The following is a 20643-nucleotide window of genomic DNA, read 5'->3' as shown; positions in this document are numbered from 1 at the left end:
AGGGCTCCAACAAGAGGTAAAAGAATGACAGAAAAAGCTCAAAGTGCTCCGCAATCCCAAATCAGTTTTCTATTGTTTCTGGTACTAGGAGCGATTGGTGCTTTGACGCCTTTGGCGATCGATATGTATTTGCCTGCGATGCCGACAATTGCGAAAGATTTGGGGGTCGCGCCTGGCGCGGTTCAGATTACGTTGACGGCTTATACCGCGGGTTTTGCGATCGGCCAGTTAATTCACGGGCCGCTTGCCGATAGCTTTGGTCGCAGACCTGTGTTGATTTTAGGCGTACTTTTCTTCGGCTTGGCTGCTGTTGTGAGTGCGACAACAAATGGCATTGATGCGCTGACCTATGTACGTACGGCACAAGGTTTTGCTGGCGCGGCAGCGGCGGTCATTATCCAAGCCGTCGTGCGTGACATGTTTGACCGTGAAGACTTTGCACGCGCAATGTCCTTCGTTACTCTGGTCATTACTATTGCGCCGTTGGTGGCACCGATGATCGGTGGCCATCTCGCGATTTGGTTTGGTTGGCGTTCCATTTTTTGGGTACTAGCTATTTTCGCTGTAGTTGTGATTTTTCTCGTACTTTGGAAAATCCCTGAAACGTTACAGCCTGAAAATCGTCAGCCTCTTCGTTTCCGCACGACGCTGAGAAACTACGCCAGATTATGCTCCAATCCTGAAGCGATCGGTTTGATGCTCTCAGGTGCGTTTTCATTTTCCGGAATGTTTGCATTTTTGACGGCGGGTTCGTTTGTTTATATTGATTTATATGGTGTTCGACCAGACCACTTTGGTTACCTATTTGGTTTGAACATTGTGGCGATGATCATCATGACCAGTATTAATGGTCGCTTGGTGAAGAAAGTTGGTTCCCATGCCATGCTTCGTTTTGGGTTGTTCGTGCAACTTTTGGCGGGGATTGGTTTATTCGTAAGTTGGATAATGGACTTCGGATTATGGGGCATTGTGCCTTTTGTTGTGCTGTTTATCGGTACATTGTCGACGATAGGTAGTAACGCGATGGCGCTGCTTTTAAGTGGTTACCCATCAATGGCGGGTACGGCGTCGTCTCTAGCGGGGACATTAAGATTCGGTATCGGTTCATTGGTTGGTGCGCTGGTGGCATCACTGCCCGGGAATGTTGCTTGGCCGATGATCATCGTGATGTTTGCTTGTTCTGTGCTTTCAGCACTGTTTTATTGGACTTTAGGAAGAAAGGCGTAATGTCGAATTACACCAAAGAAATTCAAAACTTGGTTAACTCAGCACTTGAAGAGTTAGATCAAGAGCATCGCTCAGGTAAGTTAGCCAATGCCCCTGTTGCGAATAACCATTATTTAGTGCGTTGGGTAACAAAGGCGCTAAAATCACAACGTTTCGGACGTACGGTAGGCGATGACTTAACGCGTTGGCAAAAAGCAGGTCGCTCAAAGGGGAACGATGCTGGTTTGTTGTTTATCTTCAAACGTATTTCTGCTTTTTATGCGCAATTCTTCCCTGAAGGTGAAGACTCCAAAGTGTTCAAAGATTCAGATATTGAGTCTTTTCTTGATTTGATGGAGCAAGCAGGCTGGGAAGTCTCAACGTCTGAGCAACTGATTGGGTGCGGCAAAGTACAAATCTTCACTGAAGGTCAAAACTCTTTAGCGTTATGTGCAGACCAATGCGAAAGCTGTTTTGATGGCGAGTTGCTCGTCAAGCCAATGAGTTGGTTTGTGCGTGGCAATCATGCTGAGTTTGTTGAGAAAGCAGCGCAAGCGGGCTTTATGGTTCATAAGGTAACAGACTACAAATCGATGGTGAAATACCATGGCGAGTACCTTATTTTTCCAGCAAACGAAGGCAACCAGTTAGCCGAAATTCCACTCTCGTTCAAAGCTGACTAAAGTGACATTTTGAGTGTTTAAAAGCCCCTGTTATTGGGGCTTTTTGTTTTCTAAACGGTTTGCTTCTTTCGCGATGGCTTTGACCATGCCTTTAAATATGAAAAGATGGGCTGGCATCATTGCAAACCAATAAAGCAGCCCAAGAAACCCTTGCGGGTGCCACCAGGCGGTAATATCCAGCTCTCGTTCGTCACCGAGATCTTTGATGGTAATTTCTAAACGCCCAAGGCCTGGGCCTTTCATACCAAAAAACAGTGAAAGAAACTGATTATTATCGCAGCGAATCACTTTCCAAGAGTCAATAAAATCACCGACTTTAAGCTCTGGTCCAGGAGGAGAAACGCGAATCGGTTTTCCGCCACCAAAAAAGATATCGAGCCATTCACGTGTACGCCACAAGATGTTGGCAAAGTAATAGCCTGTTTCGCGACTCCCGATCTTTTGCGCCACTTTCCATAATGCCGCAGCGGAGGCATGAGTTTTAATGCTCGCTCCAGCTTTTTTTGGGTAATAGCCATATCCTGGTTGCCATCGACGAAGCGCTGCGGGTTCAAACCCCCAGACATTACTGCGTACAAATGTGCCTTCATCTTGAATGGTATCAGTTACCGCTTGCTCGTAGCTGATCAGCGTTTGAGGAAATCGTTCTTCAATCGCTTTGGAGTTTGCAATGTAGTCGTGCTCTAAGCCCGCAAGTAATGCTTTACCGATACTAGTTGGCACTGAGGTAACTAAACCTAGCCAGTACGATGCCATTTTCGGAGTAAGTAGCGGGGTCGACCACAGTCGATACGGCTTGTTCGTGATTCGGCAAATGACTTTGAACTGTTCGCGGTAGCTAAGTGTATCTGGCCCACCAACTTCATAAATTTGACTTTCTTCTGGAGAGGGGGCTTCTGCTAACTTCAACAAATAGTGGTTGAGATTGGGCAAGGCAATAGGGTTCGCTTTTGAGTCGACCCATTTAGGAGCGATCAAAATAGGTAAGTTGTAGACAAAGTCACGCATGATTTCGAAAGCAGCAGAGCCGGGGCCGATGATAACGCCTGCACGCAATTCAGTTACTGGAATACCAGACTGTCGAATTATTTTTCCCGTGGCTTTACGAGCGGCTAAATGGCGAGAGTTTCCGGTTTGAGGTTGAATGGCACTCAAATAGATAACATGCTCGACGGAGCTTTGTTCCAACGCATATTTGAAGTTCAAAGCAAGGTTTAGTTCGTACTCAACAAAGTCATCACCTTGAGCCATCCCGTGCACGAGAAAAAATACTAAATCAAAATCGTTCACTACAGCCTTCGTGGTCTCTGCGTCAGCCAAGTCGAGATACCTTAACGTTAAATTAGGGTGAGGCTGAGTTCTTGACTCTAAATAATCAATATGTCGCGCTGCTGCTGTGACGGCGTAACCTTTATCTAAAAGTAACGGAAGAAGTTGAGAGCCAATGTAACCCGAGGCGCCTAGCACCAACACCTTTTTCATTATCTGTCCTTTTATCGTTGGTGGAATAAACACCACAGAGTATAATCATGAGACACTTTCCCCATTCTATCAATAAGTTGTCGTTGGAGCGCTTGTGACTTTTCTTTCTCAACTCTCAATACACGCAGATAAAGCATTCTTACGTCGTTTATTTGCAATCGCGTTACCAATTACACTGCAAAGCATGATGTTTTCAAGCCGAAGCCTCGTCGATGTTCTTATGCTTGGTCAACTTGGTGAAGCAGAAATTGCCGCTGTTGGAGTTGCTGCGCGCGCGACTTTCGTCACCACCATCATGTTAGTTGGGGTGACAACGGGCGGTGCGTTGTTAACCGCTCAATATTGGGGGGCTGGCGATAAAGTTGGGGTGCGTCGCAGTACCGCTTTAACATGGATGATCGCAATGATGTTTGCTGCGATTGCTGTTGCTTTGTTTGTTGTTTTTCCACAGCCCATCATGAGTTTGACTACCGATTCACAAGAAGTGATTGAGCTAGGGGCCAGCTATCTCATTATTTCGTCGGTTAGCATGTTTGCTGTTGCATGTGTGGCCAGTATGTCGGTGGGCTTAAGGGCGATGCACCAACCAGGCTTAAGCACTTTTTTTAGTGGTATAGGCATTTTATCTAATGTGTTTCTTAACTGGGTGTTAATTTTTGGTCAATTAGGCTTTCCTGCTCTGGGTATTACGGGAGCAGCGATCGCAACGGTAATCAGTGGCGCGATCGAAGTAGGTTGCCTGTTTGGTTATCTATGGTTGAAAAAACACATAATCGCATTTGGTTGGGATGATATACGCGCAGGATTGGTCTTAGATAAAATTACGCGTTTCTTGAGCCTCTCTTTGCCAACCACATTTAACTTCTTGGCGTGGGCTGGTGGGCTGTTTGCTTATCACGCCATCATGGGGCAAGCAGGCGTACAAGGTTTGGCGGCACTTTCCGTAATGACACCTGTTGAGTCGATCGCATTGGCGATGATGATTGGTTTATCGAATGCGGCTGCAGTTTTAGTCGGGAACCAGCTCGGCGCTCGTAATTTTGAGCCCGTTTATTATCAAGCATGGGCTACGGTCATTTTGAATGTGCTTATCGCATTTGTGGTCGCCGTCTTGTTGATAGTGTCAAATCAATGGATCCTTAATGCGTTTAGTGCACTGACAACAGACACTCGCGAGCTAGCTGAACAGTTTATGGTGATTCTTGCGTTGGGTGTCGTGCTACGCTCGGTGCCGATGATGGCTATTGTTGGTGTATTACGTGCGGGCGGTGATGTTAAGTTTTGTTTGTATCAAGACATCTTGGCGCAGTGGGTGATCGGGATTCCACTCGCAGCATTTGCAGCTATTTATCTCAATTGGGACCCACAATGGGTTTACTTACTCTTTTTGACGGAAGAAGTTGTGAAGTGGGCGATTTGCTTGCCAAGAATGGTTAGCCGAAAATGGATGAAAAACCTGATTGGCCAGTAAGGAGGAACAGAGTTTATTTTGGCTGCAAAAATCTGCTCAAAACGTCAACAAAATTAGCAACAGAAAGTGAATCGAGTTGCATTTGTACTTCCATAGTGTGATCAAGCATTCAAAATACTTTCTACTAACAGGATTTTAGTGTAGATTCTGATCCCAATTTTTAAACACCATCCGAGCGGCATAATCAATGTTAAAACTGTCAGACCTATGTAAAGGCTATGTAGACGGGGGAGAGTTTCACCCTGTATTACAAGGGGCAGAATTAACATTGCAGCAAGGCGACCAAGTTGCTCTGATGGGAGAAAGTGGTTCGGGTAAAAGTACTCTGCTGAATTTAATCGCCGGATTAGATACTGCTGACTCTGGTGAAGTGCAGTTTCCAAATTTTGCTATGCATGAAGCACCGGAGCATTTAAGAACCCTTTATCGCCGCAACAATATTGGGAATATCTTCCAACAATTCAACCTGCTTCCTACACTTAATATTGCCGACAATATTCGTTTTTGTCGTCAGTTAAAAGGTCTGCCGGAAGATAAAGAGTTGTGGCGTCAAATTCTTTCTGCTTTGGACTTAATGCCATTGCTAGGACGTTATCCGGAAGAGGCGTCTGGTGGTCAGCAACAACGTGCGGCGATTGCTCGTGCACTCTATATGGAGCCAAAAATCCTGCTTGCTGATGAGCCAACTGGTAGCCTAGACGAGCGAAACGCAGAAGCAGTAATGCGCTTACTAACGAGCCTCGCTCGCCAACTGGAGTGTACTTTGCTGTTAGTGACGCACAGTGAAAAAGTGGCCGCCCATATGGAAGGAAAGATTCGACTTCAAGGAGGGCAGCTACATGTTATGGCCCGTAGTTAAGGCACTACTCGGTCATTACCGTCGTTACCCTCTACAAATTATTCTTGTCTGGCTGGGATTAACTTTAGGCGTGTCCCTCCTTGTTGGTGTTACTTCTATCAACCAGCATGCAAAACAAAGTTATGCTACTGGGGAAAAGCTTTTCTCCAATCCTTTGCCATACCGAATCCGAACGAAGCACTCTGCCAATAAAATTCCTCAAGGTTTCTATATTCAGTTACGTCGAGCTGGGTTTAACCAATGTGCACCGTTTGACGTGCTTCATCTAGATGCCAAGACCGATATGAGCCTGATGTTGGTGGGGATTGATCCTGTCGCGATGATCCCACTACAACAAGGAAAATCGCTAGGTGAGATGCCTGTTTTATCTCTAATGAAGCCTCCTTATCCTATTCTCGTTAGTCAAGATTTAGCCGCTTACATGAGTTGGCAGGATGGGGACTTCATTGAGATGAATGACGGAAGCCGTCTTGGGCCTATTCAAGTAGATAAGGACAAGATGCTTTCGGGTACTCGGTTGGTTACTGATATATCGTTGTTGCGTATGCTCAAGCGGAGCTCAGGTTTGTCTGCGATTTCTTGTGGTGAAATGCCAGAGGAAAAGCTAATAGCACTGAAAAACATGCTGCCAAATGGAATGACGCTTGTTAGGAATACGCGTACTGAGCTTGAGTCGCTAACTAACGCATTCCATATGAATCTCACCGCGATGGGAATGCTGTCGTTTTTGGTCGGGTTGTTTATTTTTTATCAAGCGATGTCTCTGTCTTTCATCCAGCGACAACGTTTGGTAGGTATTTTGAGACAGACTGGTGTTAACGGAACACAGTTAGCGCAAGCTTTATTACTAGAGTTGTCTTTGCTCGTCTTTATTGCGTGGGCGTGTGGTAACTTTTTTGGCTTGATCTTAGCAAATGAACTTATCCCAGCAGTGTCTTCGAGCCTGAGTGATTTGTATGATGCCAACGTAGGCTTAACCATAGGATGGTCATGGCAATCTAGCTTATACAGTCTAATCATGGCAGCGATGGGTGCGTTGATATCGTGTCTGTGGCCATTAATCCGTTTGTTGAAGTCACAACCAATCCGCCTTTCTTCTCGACTGTCGCTAATGCGATTTGCTGGAAGAGAGTTCTCTTGGCAGGCGCTTGCGGCATGTGCGTTTTGTGTCGCTGCAATAGCGGTATATCAGGCGCCGAAAACACAAGAAACCGGCTTTGCTATTATTGCGCTGATGTTGGTTAGTGTGGCGTTGTTTATGCCATTTATTATGTGGCATATGTTCCAAAGTTTTTCTTATACCATGCGATGGGTTCGTGTCCGTTGGTTTTTTGCTGATGCAGCAGCCAGCATGAGCTATCGCGGTGTGGCTACGATGGCGTTTATGTTAGCGCTGGCGGCAAACATTGGTGTAGAAACAATGGTCGGAAGCTTTCGAGATACAACCGATAAGTGGCTAAATCAGCGATTAGCGGCTGATGTGTACATCTATCCGACCAACAATTCAGCCGCTAGGATGAGCGCATGGCTCCAGAATCAGCCAGAGGTGAACTCGGTTTGGTGGCGCTGGGAAAAAGATATGCCGACCGAGCACGGTGCTCTACAAGTTGTAAGTACGGGCTCTTCTGAAGGTGAGTTAGACTCACTTACCGTCAAGTTAGGTGTCCCAAATTACTGGTATCAACTGCACGCTACCAAGAGCTTAATGGTCAGTGAGTCGATGGCCTTGAAGCTGGATATCCGCCCTGGCGATTTCATTAACTTGCAAGAACCGCTTGGTGGTGATTGGCAAGTCGTAGGCGTTTACTACGATTATGGAAACCCATATAACCAGGTGATGATGTCGCACCGGAATTGGCTGTATGCATTTGCAGGTACGGGTAATGTTGGTCTTGGCGTAGTATTAAAAGATAACGTCAATGGAGAAGGGCTGAAAAATCGCTTAGAGAATGTATTCCGTCTCCCGCAAGATCGTGTGTTTGATAACGGTAATATTTATAGCCAAGCAATGAGAGTGTTTGATCATACCTTTGCGATAGCGGGAACCTTGGGCAATATCACGCTGATTATTGCCGTGTTTGGTTTATTCTTTGCGACGTTGGCAGGAGAACTTTCACGGCAGCGGCATTTTTCCTTATTAAGGTGTATGGGTGTGTCCGGAAAAGAACTTGTCGTATTAGGTGGTTTGCAGCTATTCGTCTTCGGAGCCATTTCTGCGATTATTGCAGTGCCGCTCGGCTTGGCGCTCGCACATTTGATCGTTGATATTATCATTAAGCAATCATTTGGCTGGTCTCTAGAGCTTCAAACGATTCCATGGGAGTATGCTCAAACCATTGCTTGGGCGATGCTTGCCATCATGGTTGCTGGCGCATTGCCTGTTATTAGAATGATCAAAAGTACACCGATGAAGTCATTAAGGGACGCGTTGTAATGAAAAAAATGGGCTCTAAAAAACGCTTGTTGGTTTCAACGCTCATTGTTGTTACGTTCGCTTTTCTGACTGGGGCTGCTTTTTACTCAACTTTTTGGTTAGAGGCGACAGCAACACGAGAAAGCGAACTTGATTCTATCTTAACGCGTGAAAATCAAACGATTTTCGAGCCTGTACTACCTAATGAGCATGTCTCTTTACCCTCAGACTTTCGCTTTCATCCCGAGTATCAGCATGAATGGTGGCACTACTTTGCGAAACTAAAAGATGAGCAAGGCAAGATCTACAATGTTCAATGGAGCTATTTTAGGGTTGCGACGGACGAGCGAGAAACCAGCGGTTGGCAGAACCCTCAATTGTACATTTCACATGTTGTCGTCAGTCATGGCTCGCATGTATGGAAAGAGCAACGGGTAGCTAGAGGTGGGATAGGCCAAGCTGGTATGATCAATCGTCCTTTCAGGTTATGGATTGATAATTGGACTTGGCGATCACTCGGTGCGACGCCTTTCCCGGGCAACTTGAATGTGAATACTGATACGTTTGGACTTGAGCTCAATACCATGACAAGCGGCCCCTTTGTCGTGAATGGAGACAAAGGCTTCCAAGTTAAACATGCGTTGCAATCTGTTGCTTCTTTCAGCTTCAGTGCTCCATTTTTAAAAGTAAAAGGCAGCTTAAGCTTAAATGGTAAGCGATTCTCAGTGACGGGTTCTGCTTGGGCGCAAAAAGAGTGGGGCAGCGGCTTAATTGGTGAGGGGCAACAAGGCTGGGATTGGTTTGTTTTCAATTTAGATGATGGTCGAGCATTAACTGTTAGCCGTTATCGTCACCATGGGCAAACACCGCACGTGTTTGGCACGTTGTCGACACGCTCAGGTAAAGTCATCAACCTCTCAGACGACGATATCAGTATTAAACCAATGCAAGTGACCAGTTTATCCAATGGAAGAAGGTTACCTTTGCAGTGGATTATCAATATTCCGAAGCATCAAATTAATTTGACTACCCGCATTATCAAGTCAGATATGTGGCTACCCTTTGTAATACCTTACTGGGAAGGGCCTACTTTAGCTTCCGGCTCCAATGAGGCTTGGGGCTTTATGCAGCTGACAGGCTATTGAGTTGTGAAGAAAACCACCTCCTACGGGTGGTTTTTTAGTGCGCGAAGCTTCCTAGCTTTTTCTCAAAAGTACGGGGTTATCATGATGGTACAAGCCGTGTTATGCTGATTTTCTCATCATCTTGATAAATATTTGGTGCGACAAAAACAAATACGATCTCCGATCAAAATTGAGTGTCATGTTGGAAAATACGATGTATAGTAAACTTAACATCGAAAAAACCGAAGTTTATACTCTGAAGAAGCGATTATTCTAAAGTTTTCGACAGCTATACACTCTTATCACTCTTTGTTAATCGTTTATTAAGATAATAAATATAAGGACGAAACCATGAACGATGTCATTCGTGACTTTTTCAAAATGGAATCAGCAGGTGGTATTCTTCTCGTAATTGCAGCGGCAATTGCGATGACCATTGCTAACTCACCGCTGGGCGAAACTTATCAATCTGTACTGCATACTTATGTATTCGGTATGTCAGTTTCTCACTGGATTAATGACGGCCTAATGGCTGTTTTCTTCTTACTTATTGGCCTTGAAGTGAAGCGAGAGCTACTTGAAGGAGCGCTAAAATCAAAAGAAACCGCAATTTTCCCTGCGATTGCAGCGGTTGGTGGTATGTTAGCCCCTGCTCTTATTTACGTTGCGTTTAATGCTAACGACCCAGAGGCGGTTTCTGGCTGGGCCATTCCAGCTGCGACGGATATTGCATTTGCTCTAGGTATCATGGCGCTACTAGGTAAGCGCGTACCAGTAAGCCTTAAAGTGTTTTTGTTAGCTCTCGCTATCATCGACGATTTAGGCGTGGTTGTTATTATTGCACTGTTTTACACAGGTGATCTTTCTAGCATGGCGCTGCTTGTTGGCTTCATCATGACTGGTGTCCTGTTCATGTTGAATGCGAAGGAAGTAACGAAACTGACGCCATACATGATAGTCGGCGCGATCTTATGGTTTGCGGTACTTAAATCTGGTGTTCACGCAACACTTGCAGGCGTAGTGATCGGCTTTGCTATTCCTCTTAAGGGTAAACAGGGCGAACATTCCCCACTTAAGCACATGGAGCACGCACTTCATCCATACGTGGCATTTGGTATCTTACCTCTATTCGCATTTGCAAATGCGGGGATTTCGCTAGAAGGCGTATCGATGTCAGGCCTAACTTCAATGCTGCCATTAGGTATTGCTTTGGGGCTACTGGTTGGTAAGCCTCTAGGTATCTTCACCTTTAGTTGGGCAGCTGTGAAAATGGGTGTAGCTAAGTTACCGGAAGGCATTAACTTCAAGCATATCTTTGCGGTCTCTGTGTTGTGTGGTATCGGTTTTACAATGTCTATATTCATTTCCTCTTTAGCGTTTGGAAATGTAAGCCCTGAGTTTGATACCTATGCTCGACTAGGTATCTTAATGGGCTCGACGACAGCCGCGTTACTTGGCTACGCGTTACTGCACTTTTCTTTGCCTAAGAAAGCGCAAGCGTAAGATACACACTGTTTAGTAAAGCCTCCCATTCGGGAGGCTTTTTTATGTCTGCAGATCGGCACATCAACTACTTCAGGATGGTTACTTTTGTGACCAACTAAGGTCTAGCTTATGGAGTTGGGGCAAATCATCGAAAGAGGCGCTTGGCAAATCTATAGGCGAAAAAAAGCCCAGCCGAAAATTTGACTGGGCGGATACAAACATAGGAGTTAATAAGAAAAAAGCAGCAACGTAACAATTAGATGGAAACAAGTTTGACGGCCAGTGAAACTTCAAATGCCCTAACTGTTACGTATATTCAGACCGAGCCTTTTCCAAACAGTTCCATTTTTTTTCAAAAAATTTCTACTTAATGCTTTCTAGCTTCTTACACACCCGAAAGTAATAGAAAAATCGAGATGGATTACCAACTTGGCGAAGTTACTAACTTCTGTGTTTCTCATTTTATCTCCCCTAGAACCGAAGATGTATTTCATACTCTCGTCGCTCACTCCAAGCCGCCAAGGCTATTGTTAGCATTTCAATTGCGATGGACTGAGAAGTTTGATCGTTTTCTTCTGACAAGCTTCACTGGAGTATTCGATTGAATTTCAAAAGATTAGATCACACCTTTTATTGTCTGGTCAGACCAATTAGTTAAAGTGTGATGTTAATCATTTGTTAATCTTAAGTTTCGGGAGTATATTTTCAAACAGTTGTTTAATACGAGTGATTAAAATGGCCCCGAGAACATCAACAAAAGAAAAAATACTCGATGTCGCAGAAGGACTCTTTGCTGAACATGGCTTTAATGATACTTCGCTAAGAACGATAACAGGTAAAGCTAACGTTAACTTAGCATCGGTAAACTATCACTTTGGCGATAAAAAAACGCTGGTTAGAGCGGTTTTAGATAGGTATTTAGAAGCACTAATGCCGAGCATTAAGACTTCATTAATTGAGTTAAACACGCGCGATAGCTACAACATGGACGATGTCTTTGAGTCATTGCGATTACCTTTACGTACATTAAACGATGTACGCCCAAATGGTACTGCGCTATTTATGTTGTTAATTGGCCGCGGTTATACAGACGTTCAAGGTCATCTACGCTGGTTCATTACCACCAGATACGAAGAGGTACTGAACCTTTTCACTTTCTCGATAATGAAGGCGAACCCGGAACTATGTGAAGAACATTTGTTTTGGCGACTGCACTTCACGTTAGGAACCTGTGTATTTACGATGGCTTCAAGCCAAGCTCTTTCGGAGCTGGCAGAAAGTAAGTTTGAAAAGGAAGTCGATGTGAAATCTGTCGTCGATTTACTGATTCCATATTTGTCAGCAGGAATGTCAGCAAAGCAGTTGGCATAAGACAAATAAGAAAGTTAAACCAATAATAAGATTATACCCCGAGCGGTTACGTGAACAAAAGGATCTGAACTATGAGCTCTCTACGAAGAAAATGGATTAGTGACCCGGCTTTTAAAGTGTTCAAAAAAGTATTGCCACCTCTGTCTAGCACCGAGAAAGAGGCGATGGAAGCGGGTAGTGTATGGTGGGATGCCGAACTATTCTCAGGCAAGCCAAACTTCACAACATTGCATCATTATCCAACGCCTACACTGACGGCAGAAGAGCAGTCATTTATGGATAATGAGCTTGAAACCCTGCTAGAAATGCTTGATGACCAGAAGATTGTCAAAGAAGACAGGGATTTACCGCCTGAAGTATGGGAGTACCTACGTAAAGAGCGATTTTTCTCTTTGATCATCTCGAAAGCATATGGTGGTCGTGAATTTTCCGCTTTGGCGAACTCAACCATTGTTTCTCGTATTGCGACTCGAAGTATCAGTACCGCGGTATCGGTAATGGTACCGAACTCTCTTGGCCCTGGTGAGCTGCTATCGCACTATGGTACGCAAGAGCAAAAAGATTACTGGTTGCCTCGTTTAGCTGATGGTACAGACATCCCTTGTTTCGCCCTAACTGGCCCTGAAGCGGGTTCTGATGCGGGTGGCATACCTGATCAAGGCGTGGTTTGTTACGGCACCCATGAAGGCAAAGAAGTGCTTGGCGTGCGAGTTAGTTGGAATAAACGCTACATCACGCTTGCGCCAGTTGCGACAGTGCTCGGGTTAGCATTTAAACTGCAGGATCCTGAAGGGCTACTTGGTGACAAGAAAGAGGTTGGCATTACATGTGCGTTGATTCCCGCTGACCATGAAGGTGTCGAGATAGGCGAACGCCATGATCCTCTGGGGTCTGCGTTTATGAATGGTCCTACTCGTGGTGAAGATGTCTTCATCCCTATGGACTGGTTGATCGGTGGCGCTGATTATGCAGGTAAAGGTTGGCGTATGCTGGTTGAGTGTCTTTCTGCTGGTCGCGGTATCTCTCTCCCAGCGCTTGGCACAGCGATTGGTCACCTTACTACACGTACAACAGGTGCTTATGCTTACGTGCGTAAACAGTTTGGAATGTCGATCGGTAAGTTTGAAGGTGTTGCAGAAGCAATGGGGCGCATTGGTGGTCTTACTTACCTACTAGAAGCGACGCGTACGCTAACGACGACTTCTCTCGATATGAAAGAAAAACCTGGGATTGTAACCGCGATTGCCAAGTACCACATGACGGAAATCGCGCGTACCATTCTAAATGATTCGTTTGATATCCATGCGGGTCGTGCGATTCAAGATGGTCCAATGAACTATCTTGCTAAACATTACCTTGGTATCCCGGTTGCTATCACCGTTGAAGGCGCGAATATTCTGACTCGTAATCTGATGATTTTTGGTCAAGGTGCGACTCGATGTCACCCATATGTTCTAAAAGAAATGGAAGCCGCGGCGAATCCAGATTCTGAACAAGGTGCGAAAGAATTTGACAACTTACTCTTTAAACACATCAAGCACGCGCTCGGTAATACATTCGGTGCATTTGGTGCAGCACTAACTGGTTCTCGATTTGTCAACGCGCACATGAGTGGCCCAACGCAGCAATACTACAAAGACATTACTCGTCTCAGTCGTGCACTTGCAGTAAGTGCAGACTTTGCGATGTTAACCTTAGGTGGAGACTTGAAGCGTAAAGAAATGATCTCCGCACGTTTGGGTGATGGATTAAGCTATCTATACATGGCATCTGCTGCCTTGAAAAAGTATGAAGATGAAGGCCGTCAACAAGGCGATCTAGACTTCGTTCATTACGCTGTTCAACACTGTTTGTATAACGCTTCTAAGTCATTAAATGAGGCTTACACCAACTTCCCTGTGAAATACGTTGGCGGTGTGCTTAAGGGGCTATTGTTCCCGCTTGGTAATCATTTCAATAAGCCAAGTGATGAGCTGTGTGTGAATTTGGCAGAAGCGATGATGACACCAGGCGCGCAACGTGATCGCCTCACGCATCTGTGCTACATCGGAAAATCAGAGGATGACAGCGTAGGCTTAATGGAGAATGCATTCCTTGCAATGTACGACATTAAACCTTTGGAGCGTAAACTTATGAAGGCTGCTAAGGATGGTAAAGTGGCTCGTAAAGGTCTGCTACATGATCGTTTGCAGCAAGCATTTGAAGCAGGCGTGTTAACTGAACAAGAAATTGATCAAATCATGGCTGCAGATAAATTGCGCTACAAGGCGATTCAAGTTGACCACTTTAGTCATGACTTTTCTGAAGTGCGAACTCATAGCCCAAAAAAGTCGCAGTTGAATCCGGCGGCATAATAGATAACTAATGTTAAGAAAAGCACCTCAATGAGGTGCTTTTTTGTATTCTTGGGGAGTGGATGGTGGGATAGTGCTCCAACCACTTGCCTTTTAAGAGCATTTTTACAGAAATTAGATGCGAAATCCCAACGAAACTTTTATCCTAACAAGGTTTTTTAAAGGAAGTTGAATATGATCATCAAACCTAGAATTCGTGGATTTATCTGTACTACAACGCACCCTGTTGGTTGTGAAGCTAACGTAAAAGAACAAATTGCGTACACCAAAGCGCAAGGTCCAATCAAAAACGCACCTAAGCGTGTTCTTGTTGTTGGTGCATCAAGTGGCTACGGTCTATCTTCTCGTATCGCGGCAGCATTTGGTGGCGGTGCATCAACTATCGGTGTTTTCTTCGAAAAAGAAGGTACTGAGAAGAAGCCAGGTACAGCAGGTTTTTACAATGCCGCTGCTTTTGAAAAGCTAGCGCGTGAAGAAGGTCTGTACGCAAAAAGCTTAAACGGCGACGCTTTCTCAAATGAAGCGAAACAGAAAACTATCGAGCTGATCAAAGAAGACTTAGGTCAAATCGATATGGTGGTTTACTCACTGGCATCTCCAGTACGTAAAATGCCAGAAACTGGTGAATTAGTTCGTTCATCTCTTAAACCTATCGGTGAAACTTACACATCAACGGCTGTTGATACCAACAAAGATGTGATCATCGAAGCTAGCGTTGAGCCAGCAACAGAAGAAGAAATCAAAGACACTGTCACGGTAATGGGCGGTGAAGATTGGGAACTTTGGATCAATGCGTTGTCTGATGCTGGTGTTCTTGCTGAAGGTTGTAAGACCGTCGCGTACAGCTACATTGGTACTGAGCTAACTTGGCCAATTTATTGGGATGGTGCACTAGGTAAAGCAAAAATGGACCTAGACCGTGCAGCGAAAGCGCTAAACGACAAGTTAGCAGCAACAGGCGGCAGTGCCAATGTTGCGGTACTTAAATCTGTTGTAACTCAGGCGAGTTCTGCAATTCCTGTTATGCCACTGTACATCGCAATGGTATTCAAGAAAATGCGCGAAGAAGGTGTACACGAAGGCTGTATGGAACAAATCTACCGTATGTTCAGCCAACGTCTATACAAAGAAGACGGTAGCGCGGCAGAAGTTGATGAGATGAACCGCCTACGTCTGGATGACTGGGAACTTCGTGACGACATTCAGCAGCACTGTCGTGAGCTATGGCCTCAAATTACGACTGAGAACCTAAAAGAGCTGACTGACTACGTTGAGTACAAAGAAGAGTTCTTGAAACTATTTGGTTTCGGCGTTGAAGGCGTAGATTACGAAGCGGATGTGAATCCAGCAGTTGAAGCAGACTTCATTCAAATCTAATCGAATCACAGACTAGATAACCAATAAACAAAAGGCGCTCATTGGGCGCCTTTTTGTATTTCATAGTCAAAGTGAGTATTAACTTAGTATTATCAGAATCGTACCAGCTAGCGTCATTAAAATATTCGCAATCGCATAGGTACCCGCATAACCAAGGGCAGGGATGGTGGACTTAGCGTAGTCGTTAACGACATCCATAGCTGGAGCGCAAGTACGGGCGCCAATAATGGCTCCGAAGAGCAGGGCACGGTTCATCTTGAGTACGTGTGCGCCAACTAAGTAAGCCAGAACTACAGGTACAACACTGACAATAAATGCCAAACCAATGACTTTTGGTCCTACTTGCGTTAGGTGCTCGAACATCTTTCCACCTGCACTTAGACCAATTCCCACCATAAAGAACATTAACCCTAGATCTTTGACCATATTCAGCGCCCCTTGTGGGACATAACCGAAAGTAGGGTGATTTGCTCGTAAGAAACCAAGCGTAATACCGGACAACAGAAGACCCACCGCATTACCCAAACTGAAAGACACCTGACCGAACGTCATTGTGATGAGGCCAAACAGAATACCCAAAATAAAGAAGCTACAAAAAGCGAGCAAATCGGCCATTTGACTGTGGATCGAGATGAAACCGATTTTTTCCGCCAGTCCATGTACTCGGCTTTTCTCGCCGCTCACTTGAAGGACGTCCCCTTTAGCGAGCACAATGTCTAAGTCCATAGGCATTTCAATCTGAGCGCGAACTACGCGGTTTAAGAAACAGCCAAACTCAGACAAATTCAAATCCGATAAACGCTTACCAGCGATAGCGTCACTTTTTACGACGATTTCTTCTTCAACGATGCGCAAATCAAGCAAGTTACGGTCGAATACTTCTTTACCATTACGGAAGCTAGGGTCTAAGCGAGCATGGCTGTCAGGGAAGCCAACCAGTGCAATTTCATCTCCCTCTTGCAAGATAGCATCACCATCTGGGTGGGCGAGAATACCATTGCGACGGATTCGTTCAATGTAACAGCCAGTTTGACGATAAATCCCCAGTTCTCGTAAGTTTTTACCATCAGTCCAGTCAATTAGCTCTGGGCCCACTCGGTAAGCTCGAATAATGGGTAAATACACTTTTCTCTGGCTTGAATTTCCAAGGCCACGTTCTTGTGCGATTTGCTGCGCGGAATCAGAAAGGTTTTGTTTTTGCAGTTTTGGCAACAATTTAGCAAACATGATCATGCTAATTAAGCCGACCAGATAAGCCATCGCGTAGCCTACGGATAGATTTTCTAATACCAGAGAAAATTCCATATTCCGCGGTATAGTCGCAAGGCCAGAGTTAAGAGCATCTTGTGCACCAACCAGTACTGGCGTTGCGGTCAATGCGCCTGCCATCATACCGGCGGATAAGCCAAAATCGAGGCCGAAATAGTGACTCAAGCCATACGTTAAGCTGACCGCAGACACGAGAACGGTCATGCTTAAAATAAAATAATGCTTACCATCTCTGAAGAATATACCAAAAAAGTTTGGTCCAGCTTCAATGCCAACGCAGTAGATAAACAGCATAAAGCCAATGGTTAAAGCTTCTGCATTAAATGAGAAACCAAGGTGGCCCATTACCAAAGAGGTAATAAGAACGCCAATAGAGTTGCCTAGTTGTAATTTGCCAAATCGAATTTTTCCGATGGCAAGGCCAATGGCTAATACGACGAAGATTAGAAGGATAGGGTTTTGCTCGAGAAGGTATACGACGTCTATGTTCACTGTGTGGCTCGGTAGAGTGTGTGCCAAAAAAGATTAAGAACTGTGAATTGTAACTAAATATAGCAAAAAGATAAGTGAATTTTTTTAGGTTTTACCATTAGTTGACTTAACGTAATAACCAGCTGAAAAATAATAAAAAAGCCGCATGAAGCGGCTTTTTTGAAAACAGTCTTTATTACTCGTCAAATAGACCTAGGTGCTCTTTCGCGTATGCTTCGAACTCGTCGCAGCCACCGATGTGCTCTTGGTCGATAAAGATCTGAGGAACGGTTTCAACTGGTTTACCAACAGTTTTCTCAAGATCTGCTTTAGAAATACCTTCAGCGTGAATATCAACGTAACGGTAGTTGAAGTCATCACGTTTTGCTTTTAGCGTTTCTGCGTGCTCTTTTGCACGAACACAGAAAGGACATGCAGGGCGACCAAAGATAACAACGAACATAATCTTATTTCTCCTAAATCTATTCTTTTTTGAAAGCGTACAAAACATAGCGGCTGAGTGCGCTTTCTTTTGTTGGAGTAACTATGCCCGATCCAGATACGGAAATAAAGCGGCAATTACCTCTTGGTTCTATAGGTGAAATCTATCGAATAAAAACTAAACGCGCGTTCTTATTTTACGGCTCTGAAGTATGTGAAGTGACGCATAAAAAACATACATTCTAAAGGGTTAATGATGGCAAGGTGGAATTGGTCAATTTTTTTTGTTTAAAAAAATAGCAATCTATTTTGGCTATACGCAAATAACTTCAACTCTTACATAAGTGTTAAATCAGAGGGCGAGAGGTTATTTGGGTATATTCTTTTGGGAGGGTGTGTATGTTTCAGTTTATGACTGCAACAAGGATTATATTTGGTGAAGGTGCACTTCAATCTTCATTGTCCGTTATTAACCAATTTGGCTACAGTGTTTTGCTGGTTACTGGGCAGGATACCCAACGAGCCGCCCCCATTATCCAATATCTTAAAGCTCAAAATATGCGTTACCAGCACGTAGCTATCGTTGGTGAACCATACATCACGATGGTAGAAGAGACCGCAGTGCTCGGTAGAAAATTCCAACCTGATATGGTGGTTGCGATAGGTGGTGGCAGCGTCATCGATATGGGCAAAGCCTTAGCTGCCATTATTCCCAATCAAGGCAATGTTTACGATTACGTAGAAGTGGTAGGAAGAAGCGTCCCTTTAAAAGCAAAGCCTCTTCATTTTATTGCAATTCCTACGACAGCAAGCACCGGTTCAGAAGTGACCAGAAATGCTGTGCTGAAATCTGGACAAGATAAAGTGAAAGTGAGTCTTCGAAGCCCTGATATGCTCGCAGACGTTGCCATTGTAGACCCGACACTTACTTACGGGACCGACCAATACACATCTGGACGTGGCGCAATGGATGCGTTCACTCATTTAATGGAAGCGTATGTGTGTGGTGAGCCAAACCCTCTTACTGATATGGTCTGCGAAGAGGGGCTACGCCGTTTAAGCCGTTCAGTGGTTGCCGCTTGTAAGCAAGATAATCATAAGGCGCGCTCTGATTTATCGTTCGCTGCATTGCTTGGTGGTATGGCGATTACTAATGCCAAATTAGGTGCCGCTCATGGGTTAGCATCGGCGTTAGGAGGCAAGTTAGACGCCCCCCATAGCATTATTACGGCTCGCCTAGCTCCACACGTGATGCAGGAGAACATTAACGCCGCTAAACTCGCGGGTAGGAATGATGTGATAAGTCGTTATCGCAAGCTGGCCCAATTAGTCACTGAGCGAGTAAACGCGAACGAACACGATGGAATTCTTTGGGTCAATATGGTGCTAGATAAGCTAGCGTTACCGCTACTGGCTCAATTTGGAGTATGCCAAACCTCTTTTGAGCAAGTGGCGAACGATGCGCTTAAATCAATGGCAATCAAAGGGAATCCTTTACCCCTGAATCAGGAACGTTTGATTTACATATTGCAGCAAGTCTGTGATTGTAGCGGAGAGTGCGCAGCTGAGAGTGCACAACATGTCAGTTCTGTTGAAGTACTGGAATCAAGAACGGACTTATCGAGTGTCAACGACTTAGGGTGATTGCTCCCTTAGCAGCATTAAAACAAAAGGGGAGCCTTGAGTTCCCCTAGATAAAGTATTGACTAAGCTTTAGTGCTTAGTACTGGCTTAGTTTGTCATAGCGACTGTCTTTCAACGCATCTTTTACGCGTTTTAGGTTCTCACGGAAACCTGTACCACGGCGAAGAGTGAAGCCAGTTGCTAGCACATCAATCACTGTCATTTGTACAACTCGGCTTGCCATTGGCATGTAAACGTCGGTATCTTCTGGAATATCGAGCGTGATGGCCAGCGAGCTTGCCTTTTCTAGAGGAGAATCCTTCGCTGTAATCGCAATAACCGTTGCGCCATTTTCACGAGCAAGGTTCGCTATTTCTACCTGACTCTTTGTTCGACCGGTATGAGAAATAAGAACCACAACATCATTATCACTGCAGTTGATACAACTCATGCGCTGCATAACAATATCTTCAAAACAAGTAATTGGAATATTAAAGCGAATAAACTTGTTTTGTGCGTCTCGGGCAACAGAAGATGATGCACCAAGGCCAAAGAATGAAATGCGCTTCGCTTGCGTTAGCAAATCGACCGCACGGTTCACTTGCATTGGATCTAGGCTATTTTTAGCGACATCTAAACACGCCATCGTCGATTCGAAAATCTTATGGGTGTACGCGTCTGGGCCATCGTCTTCTTCCACATTACGGTTAACGTAAGGGGTGCCGTTGGCTAGGCTCTGTGCCAAGTGAAGCTTAAAATCTGGAAAGCCCTTGGTGTCCAGACGACGACAGAAGCGGTTTACAGTGGGCTCACTAACGTCGGCCATTTTAGCCAGCGTTGCAATGCTTGAATGAATTGCAGTTTGTGGAGACGCCATAATTACTTCCGCAACTTTGCGCTCTGACTTACTGAAATTCTCCAGGTTTTTTTGAATTTTTTCTAATGTATTCATAGTGTTCACGAGGGTATAGAGAACAACTCGCTGGCTCTGCTAACGAAAGGAAACACGAAGAT

General features: G+C 44.8%; 15 protein-coding genes. 11 read left to right on the top strand and 4 right to left on the bottom strand.

Annotated elements, in window-relative coordinates; genetic code table 11:
• The first annotated feature begins 24 nt into the window (after window positions 1-24).
• Window positions 25-1227, top strand: coding sequence for a Bcr/CflA family multidrug efflux MFS transporter (locus UQW94_RS16645; protein WP_258669546.1), 1203 nt, complete (start codon window positions 25-27; stop codon window positions 1225-1227).
• A complete protein-coding gene (locus tag UQW94_RS16640; protein ID WP_005378053.1) occupies window positions 1227-1889 on the top strand; it encodes a DUF2913 family protein in 663 nt (220 codons plus the stop codon). The genes UQW94_RS16645 and UQW94_RS16640 overlap by 1 nt, the downstream gene beginning before the upstream one ends.
• A 30-nt stretch (window positions 1890-1919) precedes the next feature.
• On the opposite strand, the gene UQW94_RS16635 is transcribed toward UQW94_RS16640, so the two are convergent.
• On the bottom strand, window positions 1920-3371 hold the full coding sequence (locus UQW94_RS16635) for a DUF2867 domain-containing protein (protein ID WP_213898153.1): 1452 nt from the start codon (window positions 3369-3371) through the stop codon (window positions 1920-1922).
• Between the two features lie 94 nt (window positions 3372-3465).
• Here UQW94_RS16635 and UQW94_RS16630 point away from each other — a divergent pair, with 94 nt between their 5' ends.
• From UQW94_RS16630 to fabV, 8 genes are all read left to right on the top strand, one after another.
• Window positions 3466-4842, top strand: a complete 1377-nt coding sequence (locus tag UQW94_RS16630) for an MATE family efflux transporter (protein WP_005378048.1) — start codon at window positions 3466-3468, stop codon at window positions 4840-4842.
• A gap of 187 nt (window positions 4843-5029) precedes the next feature.
• Window positions 5030-5701 carry an ABC transporter ATP-binding protein gene (locus UQW94_RS16625; protein WP_005378040.1) on the top strand — a complete coding sequence of 224 codons (672 nt, stop codon included), beginning with the start codon at window positions 5030-5032 and terminating at the stop codon, window positions 5699-5701.
• Window positions 5682-8135: an ABC transporter permease gene (locus UQW94_RS16620; RefSeq protein WP_005378038.1), complete on the top strand. Its 2454-nt coding sequence runs from the start codon at window positions 5682-5684 to the stop codon at window positions 8133-8135. The genes UQW94_RS16625 and UQW94_RS16620 overlap by 20 nt, the downstream gene beginning before the upstream one ends.
• On the top strand, window positions 8135-9259 hold the full coding sequence (locus UQW94_RS16615; protein WP_042521997.1) for a lipocalin-like domain-containing protein: 1125 nt from the start codon (window positions 8135-8137) through the stop codon (window positions 9257-9259). Before UQW94_RS16620 ends, UQW94_RS16615 begins: the two co-directional genes overlap by 1 nt.
• A 330-nt stretch (window positions 9260-9589) precedes the next feature.
• On the top strand, window positions 9590-10741 hold the full coding sequence (gene nhaA / locus UQW94_RS16610; RefSeq protein WP_005378034.1) for a Na+/H+ antiporter NhaA: 1152 nt from the start codon (window positions 9590-9592) through the stop codon (window positions 10739-10741).
• 717 nt (window positions 10742-11458) lie between these two features.
• Window positions 11459-12094: a TetR/AcrR family transcriptional regulator gene (locus UQW94_RS16605; RefSeq protein WP_053306960.1), complete on the top strand. Its 636-nt coding sequence runs from the start codon at window positions 11459-11461 to the stop codon at window positions 12092-12094.
• 71 nt (window positions 12095-12165) lie between these two features.
• A complete protein-coding gene (locus tag UQW94_RS16600; RefSeq protein ID WP_017634878.1) occupies window positions 12166-14448 on the top strand; it encodes an acyl-CoA dehydrogenase in 2283 nt (760 codons plus the stop codon).
• Between the two features lie 174 nt (window positions 14449-14622).
• Window positions 14623-15825 carry an enoyl-ACP reductase FabV gene (fabV, locus tag UQW94_RS16595; protein ID WP_005388648.1) on the top strand — a complete coding sequence of 401 codons (1203 nt, stop codon included), beginning with the start codon at window positions 14623-14625 and terminating at the stop codon, window positions 15823-15825.
• A 78-nt stretch (window positions 15826-15903) separates the two neighbouring features.
• On the opposite strand, the gene UQW94_RS16590 is transcribed toward fabV, so the two are convergent.
• Both UQW94_RS16590 and UQW94_RS16585 read right to left on the bottom strand, forming a co-directional pair.
• The gene (locus UQW94_RS16590) at window positions 15904-17586 is read right to left on the bottom strand and encodes an aspartate:alanine antiporter (RefSeq protein WP_005378028.1); all 1683 of its coding nucleotides are present in this window, start codon (window positions 17584-17586) and stop codon (window positions 15904-15906) included.
• Between the two features lie 175 nt (window positions 17587-17761).
• Window positions 17762-18028: a GrxA family glutaredoxin gene (locus UQW94_RS16585; protein WP_005378026.1), complete on the bottom strand. Its 267-nt coding sequence runs from the start codon at window positions 18026-18028 to the stop codon at window positions 17762-17764.
• 377 nt (window positions 18029-18405) lie between these two features.
• Between UQW94_RS16585 and UQW94_RS16580 the strand changes: the two genes are divergently transcribed.
• Window positions 18406-19650, top strand: coding sequence for an iron-containing alcohol dehydrogenase (locus UQW94_RS16580; RefSeq protein WP_104975245.1), 1245 nt, complete (start codon window positions 18406-18408; stop codon window positions 19648-19650).
• Between the two features lie 76 nt (window positions 19651-19726).
• Here UQW94_RS16580 and UQW94_RS16575 read toward each other — a convergent pair whose 3' ends face one another.
• Window positions 19727-20581 (bottom strand): MurR/RpiR family transcriptional regulator, encoded by an 855-nt coding sequence (locus tag UQW94_RS16575; protein ID WP_005378021.1) that lies wholly within the window; start codon window positions 20579-20581, stop codon window positions 19727-19729.
• Window positions 20582-20643 lie beyond the last annotated feature (62 nt).

The sequence above is a fragment of the Vibrio sp. PBL-C16 genome (assembly GCF_034321865.1).
Taxonomy (GTDB): Bacteria; Pseudomonadota; Gammaproteobacteria; order Enterobacterales; family Vibrionaceae; genus Vibrio; species Vibrio alginolyticus.
The sequence above is the reverse complement of the archived record's forward strand: the minus strand, read 5'-3'. Positions and strand labels throughout refer to the sequence as shown.

Coding starts and splice junctions, on each gene's coding strand:
- UQW94_RS16645 (WP_258669546.1), top strand. CDS start 25: ATGACAGAAAAAGCTCAAAGTGCTCCGCAATCCCAAATCAGTTTTCTA.
- UQW94_RS16640 (WP_005378053.1), top strand. CDS start 1,227: ATGTCGAATTACACCAAAGAAATTCAAAACTTGGTTAACTCAGCACTT.
- UQW94_RS16635 (WP_213898153.1), bottom strand. CDS start 3,371: ATGAAAAAGGTGTTGGTGCTAGGCGCCTCGGGTTACATTGGCTCTCAA.
- UQW94_RS16625 (WP_005378040.1), top strand. CDS start 5,030: ATGTTAAAACTGTCAGACCTATGTAAAGGCTATGTAGACGGGGGAGAG.
- UQW94_RS16620 (WP_005378038.1), top strand. CDS start 5,682: ATGTTATGGCCCGTAGTTAAGGCACTACTCGGTCATTACCGTCGTTAC.
- UQW94_RS16615 (WP_042521997.1), top strand. CDS start 8,135: ATGAAAAAAATGGGCTCTAAAAAACGCTTGTTGGTTTCAACGCTCATT.
- nhaA (WP_005378034.1), top strand. CDS start 9,590: ATGAACGATGTCATTCGTGACTTTTTCAAAATGGAATCAGCAGGTGGT.
- UQW94_RS16605 (WP_053306960.1), top strand. CDS start 11,459: ATGGCCCCGAGAACATCAACAAAAGAAAAAATACTCGATGTCGCAGAA.
- UQW94_RS16600 (WP_017634878.1), top strand. CDS start 12,166: ATGAGCTCTCTACGAAGAAAATGGATTAGTGACCCGGCTTTTAAAGTG.
- fabV (WP_005388648.1), top strand. CDS start 14,623: ATGATCATCAAACCTAGAATTCGTGGATTTATCTGTACTACAACGCAC.
- UQW94_RS16585 (WP_005378026.1), bottom strand. CDS start 18,028: ATGTTCGTTGTTATCTTTGGTCGCCCTGCATGTCCTTTCTGTGTTCGT.
- UQW94_RS16580 (WP_104975245.1), top strand. CDS start 18,406: ATGTTTCAGTTTATGACTGCAACAAGGATTATATTTGGTGAAGGTGCA.
- UQW94_RS16575 (WP_005378021.1), bottom strand. CDS start 20,581: ATGAATACATTAGAAAAAATTCAAAAAAACCTGGAGAATTTCAGTAAG.